The sequence below is a fragment of the Streptomyces sp. NPDC001970 genome (genome assembly GCF_053594115.1).
Window position 1 is genome coordinate 60,541 of the sequence record NZ_JBSFDW010000022.1, and the last position, 22,263, is coordinate 82,803.

18 protein-coding genes, 4 tRNA genes, 1 other RNA gene and 3 pseudogenes are annotated in these 22,263 nt (G+C 70.8%); 9 read left to right on the plus strand and 17 right to left on the minus strand.

All coding sequences use genetic code 11. The annotated features are described in order from the left end of the window. Positions 1-22: 22 nt before the first annotated feature. Positions 23-826 carry a sterol carrier family protein gene (locus ACWCP0_RS24985; RefSeq protein WP_451081023.1) on the minus strand — a complete coding sequence of 268 codons (804 nt, stop codon included), beginning with the start codon at positions 824-826 and terminating at the stop codon, positions 23-25. A 44-nt stretch (positions 827-870) separates the two neighbouring features. On the opposite strand from ACWCP0_RS24985, the pseudogene ACWCP0_RS24990 reads away from it, so the two are divergent. Further along, positions 871-1,022, plus strand: a pseudogene (locus ACWCP0_RS24990) (bifunctional DNA primase/polymerase); the annotation flags it as partial. Between the two features lie 89 nt (positions 1,023-1,111). Further along, positions 1,112-1,519, plus strand: a complete 408-nt coding sequence (locus ACWCP0_RS24995) for a nuclear transport factor 2 family protein (protein ID WP_451081024.1) — start codon at positions 1,112-1,114, stop codon at positions 1,517-1,519. Positions 1,520-1,618: 99 nt separating this feature from the next. Here ACWCP0_RS24995 and purL read toward each other — a convergent pair whose 3' ends face one another. The 3 genes from purL to purS are packed head-to-tail and all read right to left on the minus strand — an operon-like array spanning position 1,619 to position 4,790. Next, the gene (purL, locus tag ACWCP0_RS25000) at positions 1,619-3,868 is read right to left on the minus strand and encodes a phosphoribosylformylglycinamidine synthase subunit PurL (RefSeq protein WP_451081025.1); all 2,250 of its coding nucleotides are present in this window, start codon (positions 3,866-3,868) and stop codon (positions 1,619-1,621) included. Further along, complete coding sequence (purQ, locus tag ACWCP0_RS25005) at positions 3,868-4,548, minus strand: phosphoribosylformylglycinamidine synthase subunit PurQ (RefSeq protein ID WP_451081026.1); 681 nt, start codon at positions 4,546-4,548, stop codon at positions 3,868-3,870. Before purQ ends, purL begins: the two co-directional genes overlap by 1 nt. After that, positions 4,545-4,790 (minus strand): phosphoribosylformylglycinamidine synthase subunit PurS, encoded by a 246-nt coding sequence (purS, locus tag ACWCP0_RS25010; RefSeq protein WP_215092426.1) that lies wholly within the window; start codon positions 4,788-4,790, stop codon positions 4,545-4,547. The genes purQ and purS overlap by 4 nt, the downstream gene beginning before the upstream one ends. 344 nt (positions 4,791-5,134) lie before the next feature. Between purS and ACWCP0_RS25015 the strand changes: the two genes are divergently transcribed. The 6 genes and pseudogenes from ACWCP0_RS25015 to ACWCP0_RS25040 all read left to right on the plus strand — a co-directional run bounded on the left by ACWCP0_RS25015 (position 5,135) and on the right by ACWCP0_RS25040 (position 7,429). Beyond that, positions 5,135-5,464 (plus strand): histone-like nucleoid-structuring protein Lsr2, encoded by a 330-nt coding sequence (locus ACWCP0_RS25015; RefSeq protein ID WP_451081027.1) that lies wholly within the window; start codon positions 5,135-5,137, stop codon positions 5,462-5,464. Positions 5,465-5,601: 137 nt separating this feature from the next. Next, a tRNA-Gly gene (locus ACWCP0_RS25020) sits at positions 5,602-5,673 on the plus strand. Positions 5,674-5,752: 79 nt separating this feature from the next. Then, positions 5,753-5,825, plus strand: a tRNA-Gly gene (locus ACWCP0_RS25025). A 134-nt stretch (positions 5,826-5,959) separates the two neighbouring features. Next, positions 5,960-6,762: pseudogene (locus ACWCP0_RS25030) on the plus strand (ABC transporter ATP-binding protein); the annotation flags it as partial. Next, entirely contained in the window at positions 6,711-7,334 is a 624-nt protein-coding gene (locus ACWCP0_RS25035; protein WP_451081097.1) for a response regulator, read from the plus strand. The pseudogene ACWCP0_RS25030 and the gene ACWCP0_RS25035, both read left to right, overlap by 52 nt. 22 nt (positions 7,335-7,356) lie before the next feature. Beyond that, positions 7,357-7,429, plus strand: a tRNA-Gly gene (locus tag ACWCP0_RS25040). Positions 7,430-7,476: 47 nt separating this feature from the next. Here ACWCP0_RS25040 and ACWCP0_RS25045 read toward each other — a convergent pair. The 6 genes from ACWCP0_RS25045 to ffs all read right to left on the minus strand — a co-directional run bounded on the left by ACWCP0_RS25045 (position 7,477) and on the right by ffs (position 16,012). Further along, positions 7,477-8,376, minus strand: coding sequence for a phosphoribosylaminoimidazolesuccinocarboxamide synthase (locus ACWCP0_RS25045; RefSeq protein WP_451081028.1), 900 nt, complete (start codon positions 8,374-8,376; stop codon positions 7,477-7,479). A gap of 81 nt (positions 8,377-8,457) precedes the next feature. After that, the gene (locus ACWCP0_RS25050) at positions 8,458-9,915 is read right to left on the minus strand and encodes a N,N-dimethylformamidase beta subunit family domain-containing protein (protein WP_451081029.1); all 1,458 of its coding nucleotides are present in this window, start codon (positions 9,913-9,915) and stop codon (positions 8,458-8,460) included. A gap of 205 nt (positions 9,916-10,120) precedes the next feature. Next, positions 10,121-12,019, minus strand: coding sequence for a hypothetical protein (locus ACWCP0_RS25055; RefSeq protein WP_451081030.1), 1,899 nt, complete (start codon positions 12,017-12,019; stop codon positions 10,121-10,123). A 211-nt stretch (positions 12,020-12,230) separates the two neighbouring features. Continuing rightward, complete coding sequence (gene purD / locus ACWCP0_RS25060) at positions 12,231-13,481, minus strand: phosphoribosylamine--glycine ligase (RefSeq protein WP_451081031.1); 1,251 nt, start codon at positions 13,479-13,481, stop codon at positions 12,231-12,233. 61 nt (positions 13,482-13,542) lie between these two features. Then, complete coding sequence (locus ACWCP0_RS25065) at positions 13,543-15,831, minus strand: DNA polymerase III subunit gamma and tau (protein ID WP_451081032.1); 2,289 nt, start codon at positions 15,829-15,831, stop codon at positions 13,543-13,545. Positions 15,832-15,917: 86 nt separating this feature from the next. Then, positions 15,918-16,012, minus strand: an RNA gene (ffs, locus tag ACWCP0_RS25070) — signal recognition particle sRNA small type. Between the two features lie 73 nt (positions 16,013-16,085). On the opposite strand from ffs, the gene ACWCP0_RS25075 reads away from it, so the two are divergent. Further along, a tRNA-Ser gene (locus ACWCP0_RS25075) sits at positions 16,086-16,173 on the plus strand. Positions 16,174-16,262: 89 nt separating this feature from the next. Here ACWCP0_RS25075 and ACWCP0_RS25080 read toward each other — a convergent pair. The 7 genes and pseudogenes from ACWCP0_RS25080 to ACWCP0_RS25110 form a co-directional block, all read right to left on the minus strand. Further along, positions 16,263-16,535, minus strand: a pseudogene (locus ACWCP0_RS25080) (site-specific integrase); the annotation flags it as partial. Positions 16,536-16,791: 256 nt separating this feature from the next. Then, on the minus strand, positions 16,792-16,929 hold the full coding sequence (locus ACWCP0_RS25085; protein WP_451081033.1) for a DUF6959 family protein: 138 nt from the start codon (positions 16,927-16,929) through the stop codon (positions 16,792-16,794). A 37-nt stretch (positions 16,930-16,966) separates the two neighbouring features. Continuing rightward, complete coding sequence (locus tag ACWCP0_RS25090) at positions 16,967-17,098, minus strand: DUF6959 family protein (RefSeq protein WP_451081034.1); 132 nt, start codon at positions 17,096-17,098, stop codon at positions 16,967-16,969. A gap of 241 nt (positions 17,099-17,339) precedes the next feature. Continuing rightward, positions 17,340-17,963: a potassium-transporting ATPase subunit KdpC gene (gene kdpC / locus ACWCP0_RS25095; RefSeq protein WP_451081035.1), complete on the minus strand. Its 624-nt coding sequence runs from the start codon at positions 17,961-17,963 to the stop codon at positions 17,340-17,342. A 19-nt stretch (positions 17,964-17,982) separates the two neighbouring features. Beyond that, positions 17,983-20,106: a potassium-transporting ATPase subunit KdpB gene (gene kdpB / locus ACWCP0_RS25100; protein ID WP_451081036.1), complete on the minus strand. Its 2,124-nt coding sequence runs from the start codon at positions 20,104-20,106 to the stop codon at positions 17,983-17,985. After that, positions 20,106-21,770 (minus strand): potassium-transporting ATPase subunit KdpA, encoded by a 1,665-nt coding sequence (kdpA, locus tag ACWCP0_RS25105; protein ID WP_451081037.1) that lies wholly within the window; start codon positions 21,768-21,770, stop codon positions 20,106-20,108. The genes kdpB and kdpA overlap by 1 nt, the downstream gene beginning before the upstream one ends. Beyond that, a complete protein-coding gene (locus tag ACWCP0_RS25110) occupies positions 21,770-21,859 on the minus strand; it encodes a K(+)-transporting ATPase subunit F (RefSeq protein WP_451081038.1) in 90 nt (29 codons plus the stop codon). The genes kdpA and ACWCP0_RS25110 overlap by 1 nt, the downstream gene beginning before the upstream one ends. Positions 21,860-22,263 lie beyond the last annotated feature (404 nt).

Consider the following 22,263-nt stretch of genomic DNA (forward strand, 5'->3'; position numbering starts at 1 on the left):
TCGGCCCGGCCGGAACGGCGGCTCAGCCCAGCAGGGGCAGCAACCCGGACAGGTCGGCCCGCTCCCCGCTCGCGCTCACCTTCGCCGCGCCGACCGCCTCACGCCACTCCGTACGCCCCGTCGCCAGCCGGATCCAGGTCAACGGGTCGGTCTCGACGACGTTCGGCGGGGTGCCACGCGTGTGCCGTGGCCCCTCGACGCACTGCACCACGGCGTACGGCGGGATCCGCACCTCCACCGAGCCACCGGGCGCCTTCACGGCGAGCGCGTCCGCGAGCAGCCGTACGCAAGCGGCGAGCGCCTGCCGGTCGTACGGGACGTCGAGGCCGGTCGCGGCGTTGAGGTCGTCGGTGTGGACGACGAGTTCGACGGTCCGGGTGACCAGGTGGTCGCCGAGCCGCATCGCTCCCGTCCGGGCCTGGATCAACCGGTCGTCGGAGGTCGCCGCCAGTGTGTCGGCGAGCTCCGCGGCGGTGCGCTCGTACAGCGCGTGGAGCGCGTCGAGGTCCTGGGCCGCCTCGGTGATGGCGCGCGTGTCCTCGTCGATCACCCCGGCCCGCTCGGCCGTCGTGAACGGCCAGTCCAGCAGCGCGACGTCCCGCTTCGGCGGCTCCGGCTGTCCGGCGTTCCGGGCGACGGACCCGACCGCGAGCGCGAAGTGGGCGGCCAGCTCGCGGACGGTCCAGTCGCCGAGCCGCGTGGGCAGGTCGAGCTGCTCGGGCGTCAACGCCCACACCGCCTCCCGCACATGCCCGAACTGCGCGAGCACGGCGGCACGGATCTTGGCGGAGTCATAGCTGCGGGTGCGCTTCCTGGCCGGGGGCATGGAGCGAGGCTAGCCTCCCCCGGAGCTTCGCCCGGGAGGTGCCCTCATCCCACCGCCGCGACCCGCAGCCGGTCCTCTGCCGCGGCGAGTGCGGGCTGCCCGGGCACGGTGTGTACGACGCCACGACGGACCCGGCCGGCGTACGCGCCCTGTTCGCCGCCCCTGGGCCACGGGGTACGGCATCGCCTGCGGACGGCTCCGCCTGGCAGGTGGTACGGACCCGGCGGAGGATGGGAGAGGGCGGATCCATCACGGACGTACTCGTACGAAAGGCGTGAAACGATCATGGCTGAGCACCCGGACAGCGCCCTCGTACGCCGCGGCTACGAAGCATTCCGCAAAGGCGACTGGGACACCCTCGCGTCCATGACGACAGCGGACGTCGTCCACCACGTTCCCGGGAACAACCCGGTCTCCGGGCACCACAAGGGCCGCGACGCGGTGCTGGAGCTCTACGGGAAGCTCGCCGAGCTGACGCATGGCACCTACCGGACCGACCTGAGGACGGTGTCCGCCGACGGCCGCGGACACGTCATGGCCTTCCACCGGACCTTCGCCGAGTGCGGCGACCGCGGGATCGAGATGAACAACGGGCTGTTCTTCACCATCGTCGGCGGCAAGATCAGCGACATCGACGAATGTGTCGAGGACATCGACGAGTCGGACGCGTTCTGGCACGCCGCCGCAGCCTGAGCCGGGAGCCCGCGCTCCGACGGCACGCGGCCCCGCTCCCTGGTGGGAGCGGGGCCGCGAACGCGTCCGAGCAGGGCGCCTGGCGTCAGGCCTCAGGCCTCAGGCGAGCAGAGCCGGAATGGTCTCCTCGTGCGCGGTGCGCAGCTCGCTCAGCGGAATGCCGAACTCGCCCTGCACCTCCACCGCGTCCCCGTCGACCACACCGATCCGCGTCGCCGGCAGACCCCGCGCGCCGCACATGTCGGTGAAGCGGAGCTCCTCGCTGCGCGGGACGGCGACGACCGCGCGGCCCGCCGACTCGCTGAAGAGGAACGTGAACGCGTCGAGGCCGTCGGGGACGACCAGGCGCGCGCCCTTGCCGCCGCGCAGGCACGACTCGGTGACCGCCTGGATCAGGCCGCCGTCCGACACGTCGTGCGCCGCGTCGACCATGCCGTCGCGGGAGGCGGAGATCAGGATCTCGCCGAGCAGCTTCTCCCGGTCCAGGTCGACCTTCGGCGGCAGGCCGCCGAGGTGGTCGTGGACGACCTGCGACCAGGCCGAGCCGCCGAACTCCTCGCGCGTCTCGCCCAGCAGGTAGAGCAGCTGGCCCTCCTCGGCGAAGGCGATCGGCGTACGGCGCGTGACGTCGTCGATCACACCGAGGACGGCCACGACCGGCGTCGGGTGGATCGCCGTCTCGCCCGTCTGGTTGTAGAGCGAGACGTTGCCGCCGGTCACCGGCGTGCCGAGCTGCAGGCAGCCGTCCGCCAGGCCGCGCGTGGCCTCGGCGAACTGCCACATGACGGCCGGGTCCTCGGGCGAGCCGAAGTTCAGGCAGTCCGAGATCGCGAGCGGCTTGGCACCCGACGCGGCGACATTGCGGTACGCCTCGGCCAGGGCGAGCTGCGCGCCCGTGTACGGGTCGAGCTTCGCGAACCGGCCGTTGCCGTCCGTGGCGACCGCGACACCGAGGTTGGTGTCCGGGTCGATCCGGATCATGCCGGAGTCCTCGGGCTGGGCGAGCACGGTGTTGCCCTGCACGAAGCGGTCGTACTGGCCGGTGATCCACGCCTTCGACGCCTGGTTCGGCGACGCGACGACCTTGAGCACCTGCGCGCGCAGCTCCTCGGCGGTCGCCGGACGGGGCAGCGCACCCGCGTCGTCGGCCTGCAGCGCGTCCTGCCACTCGGGGCGGGCGTAGGGGCGCTCGTACACCGGGCCCTCGTGCGCCACGGTCCGCGGCGGCACGTCGACGATCTGCTCGCCGTGCCAGAAGATCTCCAGGCGCTCGCCGTCCGTCACCTCGCCGATGACGGTGGCGATGACGTCCCACTTCTCGCAGATCTCCAGGAAGCGGTCGACGTGCTGGGGCTCGACGATCGCGCACATGCGCTCCTGCGACTCGCTCATGAGGATCTCCTCGGGCGAGAGCGTCGCGTCACGCAGCGGCACGGTGTCGAGCTCGACCCGCATACCGCCGGAGCCGGCGGAGGCGAGCTCGCTGGTGGCGCAGGACAGACCGGCGCCGCCGAGGTCCTGGATGCCCGCGACCAGCTGCTCCTTGAAGATCTCGAGCGTGCACTCGATGAGGAGCTTCTCCTGGAACGGGTCGCCGACCTGGACGGCCGGGCGCTTGGCCGGGCCGGTCGAATCGAAGGTCTCGCTCGCCAGGACCGACACGCCGCCGATGCCGTCGCCGCCGGTACGGGCGCCGTACAGGATCACCTTGTTGCCGGCGCCGGACGCCTTCGCGAGGTGGATGTCCTCGTGCTTCATGACGCCCACGCACAGGGCGTTGACCAGCGGGTTGCCCTGGTAGCAGGAGTCGAAGACGACCTCGCCGCCGATGTTCGGCAGGCCCAGGCAGTTGCCGTAGCCACCGATGCCCGCGACGACGCCCGGCAGGACGCGCTTGGTGTCGGGGTGGTCGGCCGCGCCGAAGCGCAGCGGGTCCATGACGGCGACCGGGCGGGCACCCATGGCGAGGATGTCGCGGACGATGCCGCCGACGCCGGTGGCCGCGCCCTGGTAGGGCTCGATGTAGCTGGGGTGGTTGTGCGACTCGACCTTGAAGGTGACCGCGTACCCCTGGCCGACGTCCACGACGCCGGCGTTCTCGCCGATGCCGACGAGGAGGGCGTCGTTCTCGGGGGCCTTCTCGCCGAACTGGCGCAGGTGGACCTTGCTGCTCTTGTACGAGCAGTGCTCGGACCACATGACGGAGTACATGGCGAGCTCGGCGCCGGTGGGCCGGCGGCCGAGGATCTCGCGGATGCGCGCGTACTCGTCCTCCTTGAGGCCGAGCTCCTTCCAGGGCTGCTCGACCTCGGGCGTCTCGGTGGCGTGCTTGACGGTGTCGAGAGTCATCAGACGTTGACCAGCTTCTTCAGGATCGAGGTGAAGAATCCGAGGCCGTCGGTGCGGCCGGTCCCGATCAGCGGCTCCACGGCGTGCTCGGGGTGCGGCATCAGGCCGACGACGTTGCCGGCGGCGTTGGTGATGCCGGCGATGTCGCGCAGCGAGCCGTTGGGGTTCACGTCGACGTAGCGGAACGCGACACGGCCCTCGGCCTCCAGCTCGTCGAGGACGCGCTCGTCCGCGACGTACCGGCCGTCGATGTTCTTGAGCGGGACGGAGATCTCCTGGCCCGCTTCGTAGTCGGCCGTCCAGGCGGTGTCCGCGTTCTCGACGCGGAGCTTCTGGTCACGGCAGATGAAGTGCAGGTGGTTGTTGCGCAGCATCGCACCGGGGAGCAGGTGCGTCTCGGTGAGCACCTGGAAGCCGTTGCAGATGCCGAGAACCGGCATTCCGGCCTTCGCCTGGTCGATGATCGTCTCCATCACCGGCGAGAAGCGGGAGATCGCTCCGGCCCGCAGATAGTCGCCGTAGGAGAAGCCACCGGGCAGGACGACCGCGTCGACCTGCTTGAGGTCCTTGTCGCGGTGCCACAGCGACACCGGCTCGGCGCCCGCGATACGGACGGCACGCAGTGTGTCCCGGTCGTCGAGCGTTCCGGGGAAGGTGACGACTCCGATGCGAGCTGTCACGACTCCACCTTTACGACGAAGTCCTCGATGACGGTGTTGGCGAGGAACGTTTCGGCCATCTCGTGGATGCGGGCGAGGGCGGCGTCGTCGACGGGCCCTTCCACCTCGAGTTCGAAGCGCTTTCCCTGACGTACGTCGGCGATCCCGTCGAAGCCCAGGCGGGGCAGTGCGCGCTGCACCGCCTGCCCCTGCGGGTCGAGGATCTCCGGCTTGAGCATGACGTCGACTACGACGCGTGCCACTGGCACTCCCGGTGGTGTGGTGCTGAAGGCGGTTCCCTCAGCGTACCCGCCCGAAAAATCTACGCGCATAGATATCCGGAGAGCCCCGGTGAAACCCCATGTGAAAATCCAGAGAAAAACCTTCCCGCCCCATTGCGGAAGACACGCTGATGCAATTGGCTGGGCTTCACAATGCGATGCCGACCGCTGTACAAAGGAATACAGCGGAAAGCAGCATTGCCCACGCATCAGCCGGAATACCGGTACCGCCGCATGTCAACACCGACCGGATGGCAATCCGGTCGCGATCCGGTCGCATCCGACCGGTCCCGACACGGCGAAACCGCAGGAAAGGACCGATATCCGTGGCTCAGCGCGTAGTGGTCACGCTCTTCGACGACATCGACGGCGGAGAAGCGGCGGAAACGGTCACGTTCGGCCTGGACGGGAAGTCGTACGAGATCGACCTGAATCCCGCCAATGCAGAGAAACTGCGCAACGCACTCGCCCCATACGTGGCGGCAGGACGCAAGGCGTCCAGGCACGCGGGCAAGGCCCGCGCGGAGTACCGGCACACCGCACTCGAACCCGCCCCGGCCGCCGTCCGCGCCTGGGCCCAGTCCAACAAGATGGACGTGCCGGCCCGCGGCCGGATCCCCAAGCGGGTCTACGAGGCCTTCCGCGAAGCGAGCTGAACCCACCCCGGAACACCGGCAGAAGACCCCCCGGAACCTCGTCGCCGACGAACCGAGTTGCACTCCACCCCCGCAGGTGGGCTAGAGTCTGGATCACGCCGAGGGGCGAGGCCGGAAGGCCGGACCTCGCGGAGCGTGCGGGTGTAGTTCAGTAGCAGAACAGCCCTCTTCCAGAGGGAAGGCGCAGTGTGCAATTCCTGTCACCCGCTCCGCACCACTCATCGACCACTCCGGTGGATCAGGTACAGTGGTGAACGCACCGCCCAGTGAGAGCTGAGCGGCAGCAATGCGGACGTGGCTCAGTTGGTAGAGCATCACCTTGCCAAGGTGAGGGTCGCGAGTTCGAATCTCGTCGTCCGCTCAGAGAGCGAAGGCCCTGGTCATCACGACCAGGGCCTTCGTCGTTCCCCTCCCGCCATCGGCACTGACATTTGTCATCTGCGGTGATGACAGCGCGCACTGCCCGACGCCCCGATCCGGCGGAAGCCTTGCAGCATGAAGACCGATGGCTCCATGAGACACGTGATCGAAGCCGGTGAACTGGGCCGCAGTTGCGCGGGCGACTTCGAGGCCGTGAGCGGAATCACCTTCTCCCTGGCGCGCGGTGAGCTCTTCGCGCTGCCCGGCACGAACGGCGCGGGCAAGACCTCCACGGTCGAACTGCTGGAGGGCATGGCCGCCCCGAGCGGCGGCACCGTACGGGTGCTCGGCCACGACCCGACCGCGAACGGGCCGCCGTACGCCCCCGGATCGGGGTCATGCTCCAGGAAGGCGGCTTTCCCTCCGAACTGACGGTCACCGAGACCGTGCGGATGTGGGCCGGCTGCACGAGCGGCGCCCGCCCGGTGGCGGAGGCACTGGACATGGTCGGCCTCGGCGGCCAATCCGGTGTGCGCGTCAAGCAGCTCTCCGGCGGGGAGCGGCGGCGGCTCGATCTGGCGCCGGCCCTGCTCGGCAGCCCCGAGGTCCTCCTTCTCGACGAGCCGACGACGGGGCTCGACGCGGAAGGGCGCCGGGACACCTGGAGTTGGTGCGCCGCCTGCGGGACGGCGGGACGACCGTGCTGCTGACCACGCACTACCTGGAGGAGGCGGAGGCGCCCCCCGATCGCCTGGCGATCATGCACCAGGGGCGGATCGTGGTGTCCGCAACCCCGGCGGAGGTGACCGCCTCGCGCCCCTCCCGTCTCCGCTTCCGTCTCCCATGAGGGCGTCCCTGCGGCGCGGCTGCCGCTCACCCTGCGGCCATCTGCGGACGGACGGCGCATCGAGATCCGCACCCGAGAACTGACGACGAGCACCTCATCCGGGTGGCGCTCGCCGCGCTGCTCGGGCTCGGGGAGGATCTCGTCGTCGCCGAGGCGGCCTCCGGACCCGAGGCGCTCGCCATGGCGCGGGCCCACCGGCCCGATGTGGCGGTGCTGGACCTCCGGATGCCGGGCGCCGACGGTGTGAACGTGGCCACATCGCTGCGGGCCGAGCTGCCGGAGTGCCGGACCATGATCGTGACCGGCCACGGTCGCCCTGGGCATCTGAAGCGGGCCCTCGCGGCGGGGGTGCGCGGCTTCGTGCCGAAGCCCCTCAGCGCCCAGCAGCTCGCCGAGAACATCCGCACCGTCCACCGGGGAAACCGTTACGTGGACCCCGAATTGGCCCGCGCCGCGATCTCCGCCGGCGACTCGCCGCTCACCGCGCGCGAGGCCGAGGTGCTGGAACCGGCCGGGGACGGGGCGCCCATCGCGGAGATCGCGGAGCGGGCCTCACTGTCCCAGGAAACGGTCCGCAACTACCTGTCGTCGGCGGCCGCGAAGCCCGGCGCCGAGAACCGGCACACGGCGGTGCGCCTCGCACGCGAGCGAGGTTGGGTATAGTGGTTCCCGCGCTACGGCGCATGCGGACGTGGCTCAGTTGGTAGAGCATCACCTTGCCAAGGTGAGGGTCGCGAGTTCGAATCTCGTCGTCCGCTCTGTACGAACGAAGCCCCCGGCCGACCGGCCGGGGGCTTCGTCGTGCTCAGGACCAGCTCGTACCGGTCAGCCGCTCGTACGCCTCCACGTACTTGGCGCGGGTCGCGTCCACGACGTCCTGCGGCAGCGCGGGCGGCGGCTGTTCGCTCCTGCGGTCCCAGCCGGAGGCCGGGGAGGTCAGCCAGTCGCGCACGTACTGCTTGTCGTACGAGGGCTGGGCGCGGCCGGGCTGCCACTGGTCGGCGGGCCAGAAGCGCGAGGAGTCCGGGGTCAGCACCTCGTCAGCGATGATCAGCTGCTCGCCTTCGAAGCCGAACTCGAACTTGGTGTCCGCGAGGATGATCCCCCGCTCACGGGCGATGTGGCGGGCGCGGCCGTAGACGGCGAGGGTCTTCTGGCGCAGCAGGGCGGCGGTCTCGGCGCCGACCTGGTGGACGACTTCCTCGTACGGCACGTTCTCGTCATGGTCGCCGACGGCCGCCTTCGTGGCGGGGGTGAAGATCGGGGCCGGGAGCTCGGAGCCGTCCACGAGGCCTTCGGGGAGGGCGAGGCCGCAGACCGTGCGGGACTGCTCGTACTCGGCGAGGCCGGAGCCGGTGAGATAGCCACGGGCGACGCACTCGACCGGCAACATCTCCAGGGCCTTGCAGACGAGCGTGCGGCCCGCCCAGTCGGTGGGGGCCCCGGCCGGGAGGTCGGTGGAGATCACATGGTTGGGGACGAGGTCCGCGAGGCGATCGAACCACCAGAGGGACAGCTGTGTGAGGACCCGCCCCTTGTCGGGGATCTCGGTGGGCAGCACCCAGTCGTACGCGGACATCCGGTCGCTCGCGACCATCACGAGCTCACCGGCCTCGGTCTCGTACAGGTCGCGCACCTTGCCCGTGTGGAGGTGGGTCAGACCCGGAACCTGAAGCGGCTCGGGCTTTTCTACGAATCCGGACACGGTTCCTCCGCGTAGATTGATCCAGGAGCGCTTCGATTCTCCCGTATGCGACGCGGACCGGCCCCCGTGGGGGTCCTGTGGTCAGTCGCGCTTGCAGATGCGGTCGAGGAGATTGGCCGTCGCGCGCTGGATACGGGTGTCCACATGGCCGGGGCGGTCGAGGGCCGGGGACCAGGCGAACGTGCCGGACGCGAAGACGAGAGCACCTGAGGGGGCGCGGTAGAGGGACGTCTCCTGGTGGCGGAGGACGCCGTCGCCGTCCTGGTAGGGCGAGTGCGCGAGGAGGATGCGGCCCTGGTGATCGGGGAGCGGGGTGCGGGGGAAGTAGCGGTCGGCCTCGCCGGCGACCAGGCCCGGGATCTCGTCACCGTCGCCCGCGCCGGTCGCCTCCCAGAGCCAGTGCTCCGCGTTGCGGACCACCAGAGGGTGGGGCTCGGGGACCCGGCCCACGTACTGGATGCCGAGCAGCTGCTGCTCCGCGCGGTCGACCTCGCGCCAGAGGGCGGGGCGGCCGGGGCCTCGGCGCTTGCGGCAGGTGAGGAGTCGGTCGCCGACGCCGGAGGGGGACGGGCCGAGCTCGACCTGCCAGTACATGGTGTTGGCGGAGAGGAAGACGAGGGATGTGCCGTGCTCGCGGGCGAGCTCGGCGGTGCGGCGCATGGGCGCCGACCAGTACTCGTCGTGGCCGGGAAATACCAGGCCCCGGTAGCGGGTGGGGTCGACCCGGCCGGCGTGCAGATCGCGGGTGTCGGCGTAGGCGAGGTCGTAGCCGTACCGCTCGGCCCAGCGGATGAAGTCGTACGCGTGCCCCACGTGCAGGGGGAGGCCCGCGCCCGCGTACGGGCGGTCGAAGGAGACCGTGATCGCGGCGTCCTCCTCGCCGAGGAGCCGGCCGTGCTCGTCCCAGGCGTGGTACAGGCTGGCGCCGGTGCGGCCGTCCTCCGGATAGAGGTTGTACGCCTGCCAGGTGACGTCGGGGAGCAGCAGGAGCAGATCGGCCGGATGGCTGTCGCGGACGGTGAAGGGGATGTGCGAGCGGTATCCGTCGGCGGTGGTCAGGACCGCGACGTAGGCCCCGATCGACCAGAAGGAGGGGATCTGCAGCCGCCAGGAGAGCCACCAGTGGTGACAGGAGACCGTGCGGTCGGCGGTGAGCGGGGGTGGCTGGACGATGCCGGAGAGGCGAGGGCTCGTGGTGATCTTGGCAGCGCCGTCGCCGCTGTAGTGACCGATCCGGTAGACGTCGACGGAGAACTGCTGCGGCGGGTCGACCGTCACATGGAAGTCGATGGCCTCGCCCGGGGCGACGGCGCCGGTGGAGGCGAAGCCCTTGATCTGGCGGCGTACGTCGTCGGCGGTGCGGGGGCCGCGGGCGCTCCGGCCGCGATCGGGGTCCGCGTACCACGGAACGACCTGGCCGGTGTCGTCGAAGTAGTGCTCGCTGCCGCGCAGCCAGGGCAGAGGGCCCTGGCCGAAGGGGTCGGTGACGGCGTGGGCGAGGGCGCCCGATTCCCACCGCCGGATCTGCTCCGCCCCCATGGCGCCCCTCCTTCGACTCCCCCGCGACCGCTGGTGATGAAAGCCGTTGATGACCACGACGGGCTGCTGACACCCGTGCCGACAGCGGTCGATGGAAGCGCCTGCTGTCAGTGCCAGTCCCAGCACATCACATAACGCACGCACTCCGTCACCGTTCGTCGTGAATTGACGTGAACGGAATGCGCTATTCCGCTCAGGTCCGGTCTCAGACCAGGCGGACGGGCTTCTCGGAGCGGATTCCGACGGAGGTGAACCAGTCGCGCAGGGGCCCCGGATCGCCGTCCTCGACCAGGCTCAGCACCCGGCCGCCCAGGTCCGCGCTGCGCTCGCCGCGTATGAGGAGGGCCGGTCCGTCGAGCCAGTCGAGCCCGGGCACGGCACCCGCGGTGTCGACGGCCGCGCAGCAGACCATGGCGGTGACGTGGTCGGCGAGCAGCTCGCGGTCGGAGCGGGGCGGCAGGAGCGGGAAGAGGGGCAGCGGGTCCGTGCCCCACATGGCCGCGGCGCCGCTCACCGGGTCGGCGACGGGGGCGCCGCATGCCGTGGCGCCCGCGGACCGTTCACGCGCGGCCTCTTCGCGTGCCACCTCGGCGCTGATCCTGACGGCGAGCGCGGCGCCGGGGACGGCGGACGCGGGGAGACGGCCGGCGTCTTCGCCGGGTTCCTCGACGGCGGCGGTGGCGGCGGCTGCGGCGTCGGCGGCCTCGGGCGACTCTGTCGCGGGGCGGCCGGACCCGGGGTCGGCCGGCGCATGCCCGGCACCTGCGGCTCCGGGAGCGGCCGCGGGTACGGCGGCGCCCGCATCACCCTTACAGCCGGGACCGGCGCCGGAGAGGTAGTCCACGACCCGGGCGAGGGTCGGCCCTGCGGGCGCCGCGGCGGGGCGGACCCCCATCGCGTCCAGGACGCGGTGCAGCCGGGCCGCCTCCGTACGCCACTTGCGGTCGACGACCTCATCCGGATACGCCTGCCAGTCCACCGGCGACCAGTCGGCGCCACCCTCGGCCGGGCCGCCGTGGAAGAGGCGGGCGGCCAGCAACGATGCGGCCTCGTCGACCGCGCCGGGCTCCTCCAGGAGATCGCAGGCGGGGCGCTCGCCCAGCCGGGAAGCGAAGCCCTCCGCCAGCCGGTCGCGACGGGACAGCTCGGTCAGCGCGGAGACCACGCCGGCGTCGAGGCGGGAGGGCCAGCGCCCCATCCGCCAGGCGGGCAGCGCGACCCGGGTCAGCAGCCGGTCCCAGCCGGCATAGGCGAGCCCGACCTGCTCCTGGGCGACGATCCGCAGACCGTAGTCCACAGTCTGTGCGCGCTCGGACGCGGCGGCGGCGACGCCCCGCTCCATCTGGGCGGCATGGCCACGGCAGCTGCGCAGCAGGACCTTGGCGACCCCGCCTGCCAGGCCCAGCGCCGGGCCGCGTATCGGACCGAGCCCGGGGCGGGCGGCGGCGCCCACCGCTGCGTCCAATCCGCGCACGAAACGGCGGGCGGCGGCTATGTCCGGGTGTGCGGACGGGCCCGTACCGGCGACGACCGGGGCGAGCACGGCCCGCAGCTCGGCCACCCGCATCCACCACAGGAAGGGCGAGCCGATGACCAGCACAGGTGCGTCGGCAGAACGGCGGACGCCGCCCGGTATCGCGCCGGGCGGTCGGCTGCCGGGGCGCCCGGCGGCCTGTTTCGCCTGGGTCGCCGGATGCGTACGGTCCTCGAGCCAGCTGTCGCAGTCCGGCGTGAGGGCTATCGCGGACGGCACGGGGACGTCCAGTCGGCCGGCGAGGTCCTCCACCAGCCGGTACAGATCCGGGGCCGCCTTCTCGGCCAGCTCCACCGTCGGGCTGACGGCCGGCCTGGCCCGGGCGATCACCGCGGCGACGGCCGCCGCGACGAGCAGCACCACGACCGCGGTGACCGTCGCGACCCAGCGGGCGGTCTCCCAGCTTCCGCCGCCCGTACGTCCCGTGGCCTCGCCTGCGAGCAGGACGACGGCGACGGCCGCGGGCAGCAGCGCGACGGCCAGCGCCCTGCTGCGGATGCGCAGCAAGGCGAGGGCTCGGGAGCGCGCAGACAGCGCGCCCGCCTCCTCACCGATACCGGTTCCGGACACGGCCGGACTCACCCCCTCTGCCCTGCGGCGGTGTAGCTCACTCCCCCACTGTGGCACCCGCCACCGACATCGCAATGCCGGTGGGCCAAGTGCCGGAATGCCTGCGCCGCACCCTAGTTGGGGCGTCGACAGGCGTCATCCGGATGGGGCAGCCGTCACTCGATGGAATGGCTTTGGGCAAAGGTGATGACGGCCGTCGGCGGCCGTGGGATCAGCCTTCCGCGGCCTTGCGTGCGATGTCCGTACGGTGCTGCGAACCGTCGAGCCGGATACGGCCGACTGCCGCGTACGCGCGCTCGCGGGCCTGCGTCAGGTTCGATCCGGTGGCGGTCACCGAGAGCACACGGCCGCCGGCGCTCACGATCGCGTCGCTTTCCTGCCGGGTCCCGGCGTGCAGGACGTACGCGTACGGCGAATCCTGCTCCGCGACCGCGTCGAGTCCCTCGACCGGGTCGCCGGTGCGCGGTGTACCCGGGTAGTTGTGCGAGGCGATCACGACGGTGACGGCGGCGTCGTCGTGCCAGTTCAGCGGGGGCTCGACGTCGAGCGTGCCGCGCGCCGCGTTGAGCAGGACGCTCGCGAGCGGGGTCTTGAGGCGGGCGAGGACCACCTGGGTCTCGGGGTCGCCGAATCGGGCGTTGAACTCGATGACCCGCACGCCACGGCTCGTGATCGCCAGACCGGCGTACAGGAGTCCCGCGAACGGGGTGCCGCGGCGGCGCAGCTCGTCCACGGTGGGCTGGAGCACGGTCGCCATGACCTCGTCGACGAGCTTGGGGTCGGCCCACGGGAGCGGGGAGTACGCGCCCATGCCGCCGGTGTTCGGGCCCTCGTCGTCGTCCAGCGCGCGCTTGAAGTCCTGGGCGGGCTGGAGGGGAAGCACGGTCTCGCCGTCGGTGATGGCGAAGAGGGAGACCTCGGGCCCGTCGAGGTACTCCTCGATGACGACGCGTTCGCAGGCGAGCGCGTGCTCGCGGGCCTTCTCCGGGTCGCCGGTCACGACGACGCCCTTGCCGGCGGCGAGTCCGTCGTCCTTGACGACGTACGGGGCCCCGAAGGCGTCGAGGGCCTCGTCGATCTCCTCGGGGGTGGTGCACACGTACGAGCGGGCGGTGGGCACGTTCGCCGAGGCCATCACCTCCTTGGCGAAGGCCTTGGAGCCTTCCAGCCGGGCGGCCTCGCGGGACGGGCCGAAGCAGGCGATGCCCGCGGCCCGTACGGCGTCGGCGACACCGGCGACGAGGGGCGCCTCGGGGCCGACGACGACCAGGTCCGCCCGGAGCTCGGTGGCGAGCGCGGCCACGGCGGCGCCGTCGAGGGCGTCCACCGGGTGCAGCTCGGCGACCCCCGCGATTCCGGCGTTGCCGGGCGCGCAGTGCAGAGCGGTGACGTCGGGGTCGAGGGAGAGAGAGCGGCACAGGGCGTGTTCGCGGGCGCCGCCGCCGATGACGAGGACCTTCACGGCAGCCAGGGTAGCCCGCGCGGTGCCGGTACCCTTGTGCGGGCCACCGAAGCTCCCGTCCCTACTCGTTCGTGTATTCCTCCACGACCGTGGCGCCGAGCTCCCGCACGATCAGGTCGTGGCCGGAGAGCGCGGAGTCCACAAGGTCCGGATCATCCTCTTCCGGGATGTCGTCCTCGGGCGCGACGGGCACCGGCTGAGGCTGCGCATGTCCCTGCGACCGCGGGCCTGCGGCGGTGGGCGTCGCATGCGCGGGCTCGGGGGCGGACGACTGCGGCGCGGGGCCTTGGCCCTGCGGAGCCTGGGGGGCCGGCGCCGCCTGAGGCGCGTGCTGCGCCGGGCGAGGCGGCGCGGCGGCGGGCGCGGGGGCCGCCGGGGGACGGCCCGCGTAGCCGCCACCGCCGCCGCCGGCGGGGCCGGCCGGGGGCTGACCGACGCCGCCCGAGGGGTCGATGATCGCCTCGATCTTCCACTGGACGTTGAACTGCTCGGCGAGTGCCTGCCGCAGCACGTCCTCACTGCCGCTGCTCGCGAAATTGTCACGGGCACCGGCATTGATGAAGCCGATCTGGAGGGTCGTGCCGTCGAAGCCCGCCACCTGGGCGTTCTGGCTGAGCAGGATCCAGGTGAACCGGCGGCGGTTCTTGACCGCCTCCAGGATGCCGGGCCACATGTTCCGTACCTGGGCCGCGCCTTGGGCGGCTCCCGGCGCGACGGCCTGGGCCGGCTGCGGGGCGGGAGAAGCGGAGGGCGTGGCAGGCCCGGCCGTCGGAGCCGGAGCGGGGGCCGGGGTGGCGGCGGGCCGCCCCTGGCCCGGGGCGGCGGCGGAGGGCCAGGCGCCGGGGCGCTGGGCCGCCGGGGCGGGCGCGGCGGAGTCCTGGGATGCGGGGCCCTGCGGGGCGGCGGTCTGGGAGGCGGGGCTCTGCGAAGTGGGGACCGCAACGGCACCGGCGGTCGCGGCGCCGGGCCAGGCACCGGGCCGCGGTGCGGCGGCGGGTTCCTGGGCAGGCGCGGGCGGAGCCTGGACCTCGGACGCCGCGGCCGGAGCGGCCTGCGGCTCGGGGGCCTGCCACCGTACCGCCGAGCGCGCGGCGGTCGGCCCGCCGACGGGGCCCACGGGGCCGGGCGGCATATGGGCGTCCGTCGCCGGTACGTACCCCATGGCCGGCGCCTGCGCGCCCGTCGAGAAGGTGGCCCCCCGCTCCAGCCTGTCGAGCCGCGCCTGCAGCGAACGCTCGTCGTCGAAGGCCGCGGGGAGCAGCACCCGGGCACAGATCAGCTCCAGCTGCAGCCGCGGCGAGGTCGCGCCGCGCATCTCCGTGAGCCCAGTATTGACGAGATCCGCGGCTCGGCTGAGCTCGGCGGCCCCGAACACCTGGGCCTGCGCCTGCATCCGCTCGACCACATCGGCGGGGGCGTCGATCAGCCCCTTCTCCGCCGCGTCCGGCACCGCCGCGAGGATCACCAGGTCGCGCAGCCGCTCCAGCAGATCGGCGACGAAGCGCCGCGGATCGTTCCCGCCCTCGACGACGCGGTCCACGATCTCGAACGCCGCGGCCCCGTCCCCCGCCGCGAAGGCGTCCACGACCGCGTCCAGCAGCGACCCGTCCGTGTACCCGAGCAGGGCCGTCGCCATGGCATACGTCACACCGTCGTCGGCCGCACCGGCGAGCAGCTGGTCCATCACGGACATCGAGTCACGCACCGACCCGGCACCGGCCCGCACGACCAGCGGAAGCACCCCGTCCTCGACGGGAATGCCCTCCCGGCCGCACACCTCCGCCAGGTAGTCCCTGAGCGTCCCGGGCGGCACGAGCCGGAACGGATAGTGATGCGTCCTCGACCGGATCGTCCCGATGACCTTCTCGGGCTCGGTCGTGGCGAAGATGAACTTGAGATGCTCCGGGGGCTCCTCGACCACCTTCAGCAGGGCGTTGAAGCCCGCCGACGTGACCATGTGGGCCTCGTCGATGATGTAGATCTTGTACCGGCTCGACGCGGGCCCGAAGAACGCCTTCTCCCGCAGCTCACGGGCATCGTCCACACCACCGTGCGACGCGGCGTCGATCTCGATGACATCGATCGAGCCCGGCCCGTTCCGGGCGAGGTCCTGGCAGGACTGGCACTCCCCGCAGGGCGTCGGCGTGGGTCCCTGCGCGCAGTTCAGGCACCGCGCGAGGATGCGCGCACTGGTCGTCTTGCCACAGCCGCGCGGCCCGCTGAACAGGTACGCGTGATTGACCCGGTTGTTCCGCAGCGCCTGCTGCAGCGGGTCGGTGACATGCTCCTGCCCGATGACCTCGGCGAAGGACTCGGGACGGTAGCGGCGGTACAGCGCGAGGGACGACACGCCTACGAGGTTATCGGGGCGCACCGACAACCGGCCCCGCCGCACAGATCCACCGCGGAACCACGCTCAGGACCCGCTACGGAACGCAAAACGCCCCTCACGCACCCGCCAGAGCCGACCTACCCTTGCTGCCTTCCGGCCCTGGGGGAGTTCAGTCAGATAGCGCCACGTGAGGGGCTCCGCACAGAGTACCTGATGGTGGGGGTGGAGAACGAGTTCGCGAGCACTCCTCGCCGTCATGTAATGTTTCCGGCGGAGGATTCGCCTAGAGGCCTAGGGCGCACGCTTGGAAAGCGTGTTGGGGGCAACCCCTCACGAGTTCGAATCTCGTATCCTCCGCCATTGCTCTCACCGGGCAATTCGACGAAGGCCCCGACCGTCCGCGGTCGGGGCCTTCGTCGTGCTCCGTCTCGGTTTCCGTCCCAGTTGGCCTTGGGCGGCTCCCAGAGGGCATCGCCGACCTGCTGCGCGACCTTCCGCAGCATCGGCCCGGTGATGTGCGTGTACCGGGCGCGCATCCTGGCCGCTCCCCCGGGCTCCCAGCCCGTGATCGAGTCCACGACGACGTCCGGGACGCCGAGGAGGAGAAGGGCTGTCGCCGCGGTGTGACGTGCGTCACGCAGACGACCGTCCCGCACGTCCGCGTCCCGAAGCAGCCGCTTCCAGACGTGGTAGTCGGTGTTCGGGCTGTGGCGGTGCCCCAGCCGACACGTCTGGTGGCAGTGGATGGACCGTCCGGATGGGTCTCCGGAGCCCTGCCCGGTCCCGGGGCTGTTCCGCTGACTTCCCACGCTGACATCATCGCAAGCGGCTACCGCACCAGATGCGCACCAGTCAGGGCAGGGAACACCGGTCAACCACGGATGCAGCGAGCGGCCGTCACAGGTGGTGGTCCGGGCAATGGCAGCAGGTCAGGCTTGGTTTCAGCGCGAGACGATCAGTGCTTCCCAAGCTCAGAGCTCAGGGCCGGTGAGGCAGCGGGATCTCGTGGGCTTCCAGCGCAGCGGAGTAGCGCGCGAGCAGCGCGTCGAGGTCGTCCGGGAGAAGGCCGGCAGTTTCGCGGGCTCCAGCCGCGTCGCCCTGGTCGAAGGCCTCCACCACTTCAGCGACGTCGCTACGGAGGATGGAGAGAGAGTCACCCCTGGATCAGTACACCGAGGAAGCGGCGACCTGGCAGGCGCACCAGTGCACTGTTGCCACCATCCGTGAACAGCTCAGCCTCGACACGCTCCATACGACCATCCAACCTGACATCACCCGGCGACATCAACGACAGCGGACAGAGCCGGCGTTGAGCGACCGTGAACGGTCATGCCCAGGCGGTCGGATGCTCCCCAAGGCCCGTCCGCTCGAGTCTGCCAGGACGGCGCGGGGCGGTGCCGGCGGCCGTGGCCGGGACGACTGGTTGCGTCACCGGGAGTCCTTGCGTGGGTGTCACGCCGCCCGCGGCGCAGGTGTTCCCTGCGCCGCGGGCGGCGTGGTGCGGTTGGACCGATCGCGTCACGGCGTCACTTGAGGCCGGCGAGCGCGAGGTTGAGTTCCACGATGTTGACCCGCTCCTGGCCGAGGAAGCCGATGATCCGGTCCTGCATCTGGTCGTCCACCAGCTTGCGCACGGTGGCGGCGACCAGGCCACGGGCCTGGGCGACCCGGTTGACCTGCTGGTAGGCGTAGTCGGGCGAGATGTGCGGGTCGAGGCCGGAGCCGGAGGCCGTGATGGCGTCGACCGGGACGTCCTCGGGCGCGACGCCGTCGAACTCGGCGACCGCGGCGCGGCGCTCCTTGATGGTCTTCAGCAGCCCCTCGTCGTTCGGTCCGAGGTTGGAGGCGCCGGTGACCAGCGGGTCGTAGCCGCCGGGACGCGGCTGGAACCACTTGGGGTCGGGCTCGGCCACCTCCTCGGTGTCGTCCGGGTTCTTCTTGGGCAGGTTGAAGCTCTGGCCGATCAGGCTGGAGCCGACGGTCTTGCCGTCCTGGGTGACCTTGGAGCCGTTGGCCTGGTCGGAGAAGACCGCCTGGGCGACTCCGGTGACGGCCAGCGGATAGACGATGCCGGTGATCACGGTGAACACCAGCAGCATCCGCAGCGCGGCCAGATGGTTCCGGACCGCGGTGGGAAGAGAGCCGTGCATGATGGGTTGCCTTCTTCTGTCAGCTGAATCCGGGGATGAACTGGATGACCAGGTCGATCAGCTTGATGCCGACGAACGGGAGCACGAGTCCGCCCAGCCCGTAGACCCAGATGTTGCGGTTCAAAAGCGAGGCCGCCGAGGCGGGCCGGTAGCGCACGCCGCGCAGCGCCAGCGGGATCAGCACCACGATGATCAGGGCGTTGAAGATGATCGCCGAGGAGATCGCCGACGTCGGGCTGTGCAGCTGCATGATGTTCAGCTTGTCCAGGCCCGGGTAGACCACCGCGAACATCGCGGGGATGATCGCGAAGTACTTCGCCACGTCGTTGGCGATGGAGAAGGTCGTCAGCGCGCCGCGGGTGATGAGGAGTTGCTTGCCGATCTCGACGATCTCGATGAGCTTGGTCGGGTTGGAGTCGAGGTCCACCATGTTCCCGGCCTCCTTGGCGGCCGAGGTACCGGTGTTCATGGCCACGCCCACGTCGGCCTGGGCCAGGGCCGGGGCGTCGTTGGTGCCGTCGCCGGTCATCGCGACGAGCTTGCCGCCGGCCTGCTCCCGCTTGATGAGCGCCATCTTGTCCTCGGGAGTGGCCTCCGCCAGGAAGTCGTCGACGCCCGCCTCCTCGGCGATCGCCTTGGCGGTCAGCGGGTTGTCACCGGTGATCATCACCGTGCGGATGCCCATCCGCCGCAGCTCGTCGAACCGCTCCCGCATGCCGTCCTTGACGACGTCCTTCAGGTGGATGACGCCCAGCACGCGGGCGCCTTCGCCGTCCTTGACAGCGACCAGCAACGGCGTGCCGCCGGTGGCGGAGATGGTGTCGACGGTGCGCTGCGCGTCGGGGGCGATGGTGCCGCCGTTCTCGGCGACCAACGCGGTCACCGCGGACGCGGCGCCCTTGCGGACCTGGCGGCCGTCGACGTCGACGTCGACGCCGGACATCCGGGTCTGGGCGGTGAAGGGCACGAACTCGGCGTGGCCGAGCTCGCCCTCGTGGCGGGCCCGCAGACCGTACTTCTCCTTCGCCAGGACGACCACGGAACGGCCCTCGGGGGTCTCGTCGGCCAGCGACGACAGCTGCGCCGCGTCGGCGAGCTCCTCGACGGTGACAGAGCCGACGGTCAGGAACTCCGCCGCCTGGCGGTTGCCGAGGGTGATGGTGCCGGTCTTGTCCAGCAGCAGGGTGTTGACGTCACCGGCGGCCTCGACCGCACGGCCGGACATGGCCAGCACGTTGCGCTGCACCAGGCGGTCCATGCCGGCGATGCCGATCGCCGACAGCAGGGCACCGATCGTCGTCGGGATGAGCGCGACGACCAGGGACACGAGGATGACGATGCTCTGCTCGGCGCCCGCGTAGATCGCGAACGGCTGCAGGGTGACGACCGTGAGCAGGAAGACGATGGTCAGCGAGGCGAGCAGGATGTTGAGCGCGATCTCGTTGGGCGTCTTCTGCCGGGAGGCGCCCTCGACCAGGGCGATCATCCGGTCGATGAAGGTCTCACCAGGCTTGGACGTGATCTTGACGACGATCCGGTCCGACAGGACCTTGGTGCCGCCGGTGACCGCCGAGCGGTCGCCACCGGACTCCCGGATGACCGGGGCCGACTCACCGGTGATCGCCGACTCGTCGACCGAGGCGACACCCTCGACGACGTCACCGTCGCCGGGGATGATCTGCCCCGCCTCGACGACCACGTCATCGCCCAGGCGCAGCCCGGAGGCGTGCACCTCCTCCTCGCGGAGCGAGGTCGCTCCCGGCCGCCAGTCGGTGAGCCGACGCGCGACGGTGTCGGTCTTGGTCCGCCGCAGGGTCTCCGCCTGCGCCTTGCCGCAGCCCTCGGCCACGGCCTCGGACAGGTTGGCGAAGACGACGGTCAGCCAGAGCCACACGGTGATGACCCAGGCGAAGTTGCTCGGGTCCTTGATCGCCGAGAGGGTGGTCAGGACCGCGCCGACCTCGACCACGAACATGACCGGGTTCTTGATCATCATCCGGGGGTCGAGCTTCTTGAACGCGTCGGGGAGCGAGGTGACCAGCTGCTTCGGGTCCAGCATGCCGCCGGAGACCCGGTGCGGCTCCCGCGGCCCGGTCGGAGCGTCCCCCGGCGCGGCGGGCGGTTCGAGGGTGGTCAGGGACATCAGGACAGACCTTCCGCGAGCGGACCCAGCGCGAGGGCCGGGAAGTAGGTGAGGCCGACGACGATCACGATCACGGCCGTCAGCAGGCCGACGAACTGCGGCCGGTGGGTGGGCAGGGTGCCCGCCGTGGCCGGGACCGGCCGCTGCTGGGCCAGAGAGCCGGCCAGCGCAAGGACGAACACGATCGGCAGGAAGCGGCCGAAGAGGCCAACCAGGCCGAACGCCACGTTGTACCAGACGGTGTTGACGGTCAGACCAGCGAAGGCCGAGCCGTTGTTGTTGGCGACCGAGGTGAAGGCGTACAGGACTTCGGAGAAGCCGTGCGGGCCGGAGTTGAGCATGCCCGCGCGCTCACCCGGCAGCGCCATGGCGACGCCGGCGCCGATCAGGGCGAGCGCCGGGGTGGTGAGGATGTAGAGGGAGGCGAACTTCATCTCGCGGCCGCCGATCTTCTTGCCCAGGTACTCCGGGGTGCGGCCGACCATGAGTCCCGCGATGAACACCGTGATGATCGCCAGGACGAGGAAGCCGTAGAGGCCGGAACCGACACCGCCGGGGGCGATCTCACCGAGCATGATGTTGAAGAGCGCCATCCCGCCGCCCATCGGCGAGAACGAGTCGTGGAAGGAGTTGACGGCGCCCGTGTTGGTGAGCGTGGTCGACGCCGCGAACAGCGCCGAGCCCCACACGCCGAACCGCTGCTCTTTGCCCTCCATCATGCCGCCGGCCAAGTGGCCGGCCTGGCTGCCCACACTGTGCAGCTCGTTCACGGTGATGATGGCGACCGAGGCGGCCCAGATCACGCCCATCACGGCGATGATCGCGTAGCCCTGCCGCTTGTCACCGATCATCGTGCCGAAGGTGCGCGGCAGGGAGATGGGGATCACCATCAGGAGGTAGATCTCCAGGATGTTGGTGAAGGCGTTGGGGCTCTCGAACGGGTGGGCGGAGTTGGCGTTGTAGAAGCCGCCACCGCTGCTACCGAGCTCCTTGATCGACTCTTGGGAGGCGACCGGGCCACCGGTGAGGGTCTGGTGGTCCCCCGCGATGGTCGTGATCGACTGGAAGCCGTGGAAGTTCTGGATGGCGCCCGCGGCGACCAGCACGATCGCGAAGACGAACGAGATCGGCAGCAGCACACGCAGCACGATGCGGGTCAAGTCCACCCAGAAGTTGCCGACGTGGGCGGTCTTCTTCCGCGTGAAGCCGCGGATCAATGTGGCCACCACAGCGATGCCGACAGCGGCCCCGACGAAGTCCTGCACCGCCAGGCCTGTCATCTGCACCAAGTGGCCCAGCGCTGATTCGCCCGAGTACGCCTGCCACTGAGTGGTGCTGGCGAAGGCCGCCGCTGTGTTGAACGCCAGGTCCGGCGCCATCCCCTTCATTCCGAGCGACAGCAGAAAGTGGTTCTGCAGCCGCAGGAACCCGTAGAGGAAGAGAATGGAAACCAGCGAGAAAGCCAGCAGGCTGCGCAGATACGCGCCCCACGGCTGCTCGACGTCTCCGTTCACACCGCCTACGCGGTAGAACACACGCTCCAGCCGCCAGTGCTTGCCGGCGGTCAGGACGTGCGCCATGTAGTCGCCGAGCGGACGGTAGCTCAGCGCCAGCGCGCCCATGAGGGCCATGATCTGGAGCCAGCCCGCGAGAGTCTCATTCACTAGAACCGCTCCGGGAAGTTCAGGCAGCGGACCAGGTAGACCACCAGGTACACCGCGACTATCAGGCCGACAATGTTCTCGATGCTCACAGCCGCTCCGCCCCCTTGGCCGCCAGCCCGAGAAGGCCGAAGACCGCGAAGGTGAGCACGATAAAAACCACGTCGGACATGAAGAAACCCCGGAACAGAGAACGATGAACGGAGCCGCCCGAGCCCTACCGGGCGTGGGGAACACGGGGGCCAGGAGCGGTGCCGGTGGACCGGCTGGGACAGTGAAGCGCCACACCAGCGCTCACGGACAGGGCGCTAGCGCTTTCCTGGCACGCCTGCCGATTGACCTGATGCCACCTTGACAGTCCGCAACTGCAGCGACATCCAGCCGTTGCCTCCCTGTTAGTCCACTCCATGGAGGTTCGCTGACGCCCGGCCCTCCCCCATGTCACCGGCGTTCGTGACGCGTCCCATGGACAGGCAGCAGGTCGACGTCAAGGAAA

Excerpts from the sequence above, each read along its gene's own strand:
- ACWCP0_RS24985 (WP_451081023.1), bottom strand. The coding sequence starts at position 826 with ATGCCCCCGGCCAGGAAGCGCACCCGCAGCTATGACTCCGCCAAGATC.
- ACWCP0_RS24995 (WP_451081024.1), top strand. The coding sequence starts at position 1,112 with ATGGCTGAGCACCCGGACAGCGCCCTCGTACGCCGCGGCTACGAAGCA.
- purL (WP_451081025.1), bottom strand. The coding sequence starts at position 3,868 with ATGACTCTCGACACCGTCAAGCACGCCACCGAGACGCCCGAGGTCGAG.
- ACWCP0_RS25050 (WP_451081029.1), bottom strand. The coding sequence starts at position 9,915 with ATGGGGGCGGAGCAGATCCGGCGGTGGGAATCGGGCGCCCTCGCCCAC.
- ACWCP0_RS25090 (WP_451081034.1), bottom strand. The coding sequence starts at position 17,098 with ATGTCGCCGGGTGATGTCAGGTTGGATGGTCGTATGGAGCGTGTCGAG.
- kdpC (WP_451081035.1), bottom strand. The coding sequence starts at position 17,963 with ATGCACGGCTCTCTTCCCACCGCGGTCCGGAACCATCTGGCCGCGCTG.
- kdpB (WP_451081036.1), bottom strand. The coding sequence starts at position 20,106 with ATGTCCCTGACCACCCTCGAACCGCCCGCCGCGCCGGGGGACGCTCCG.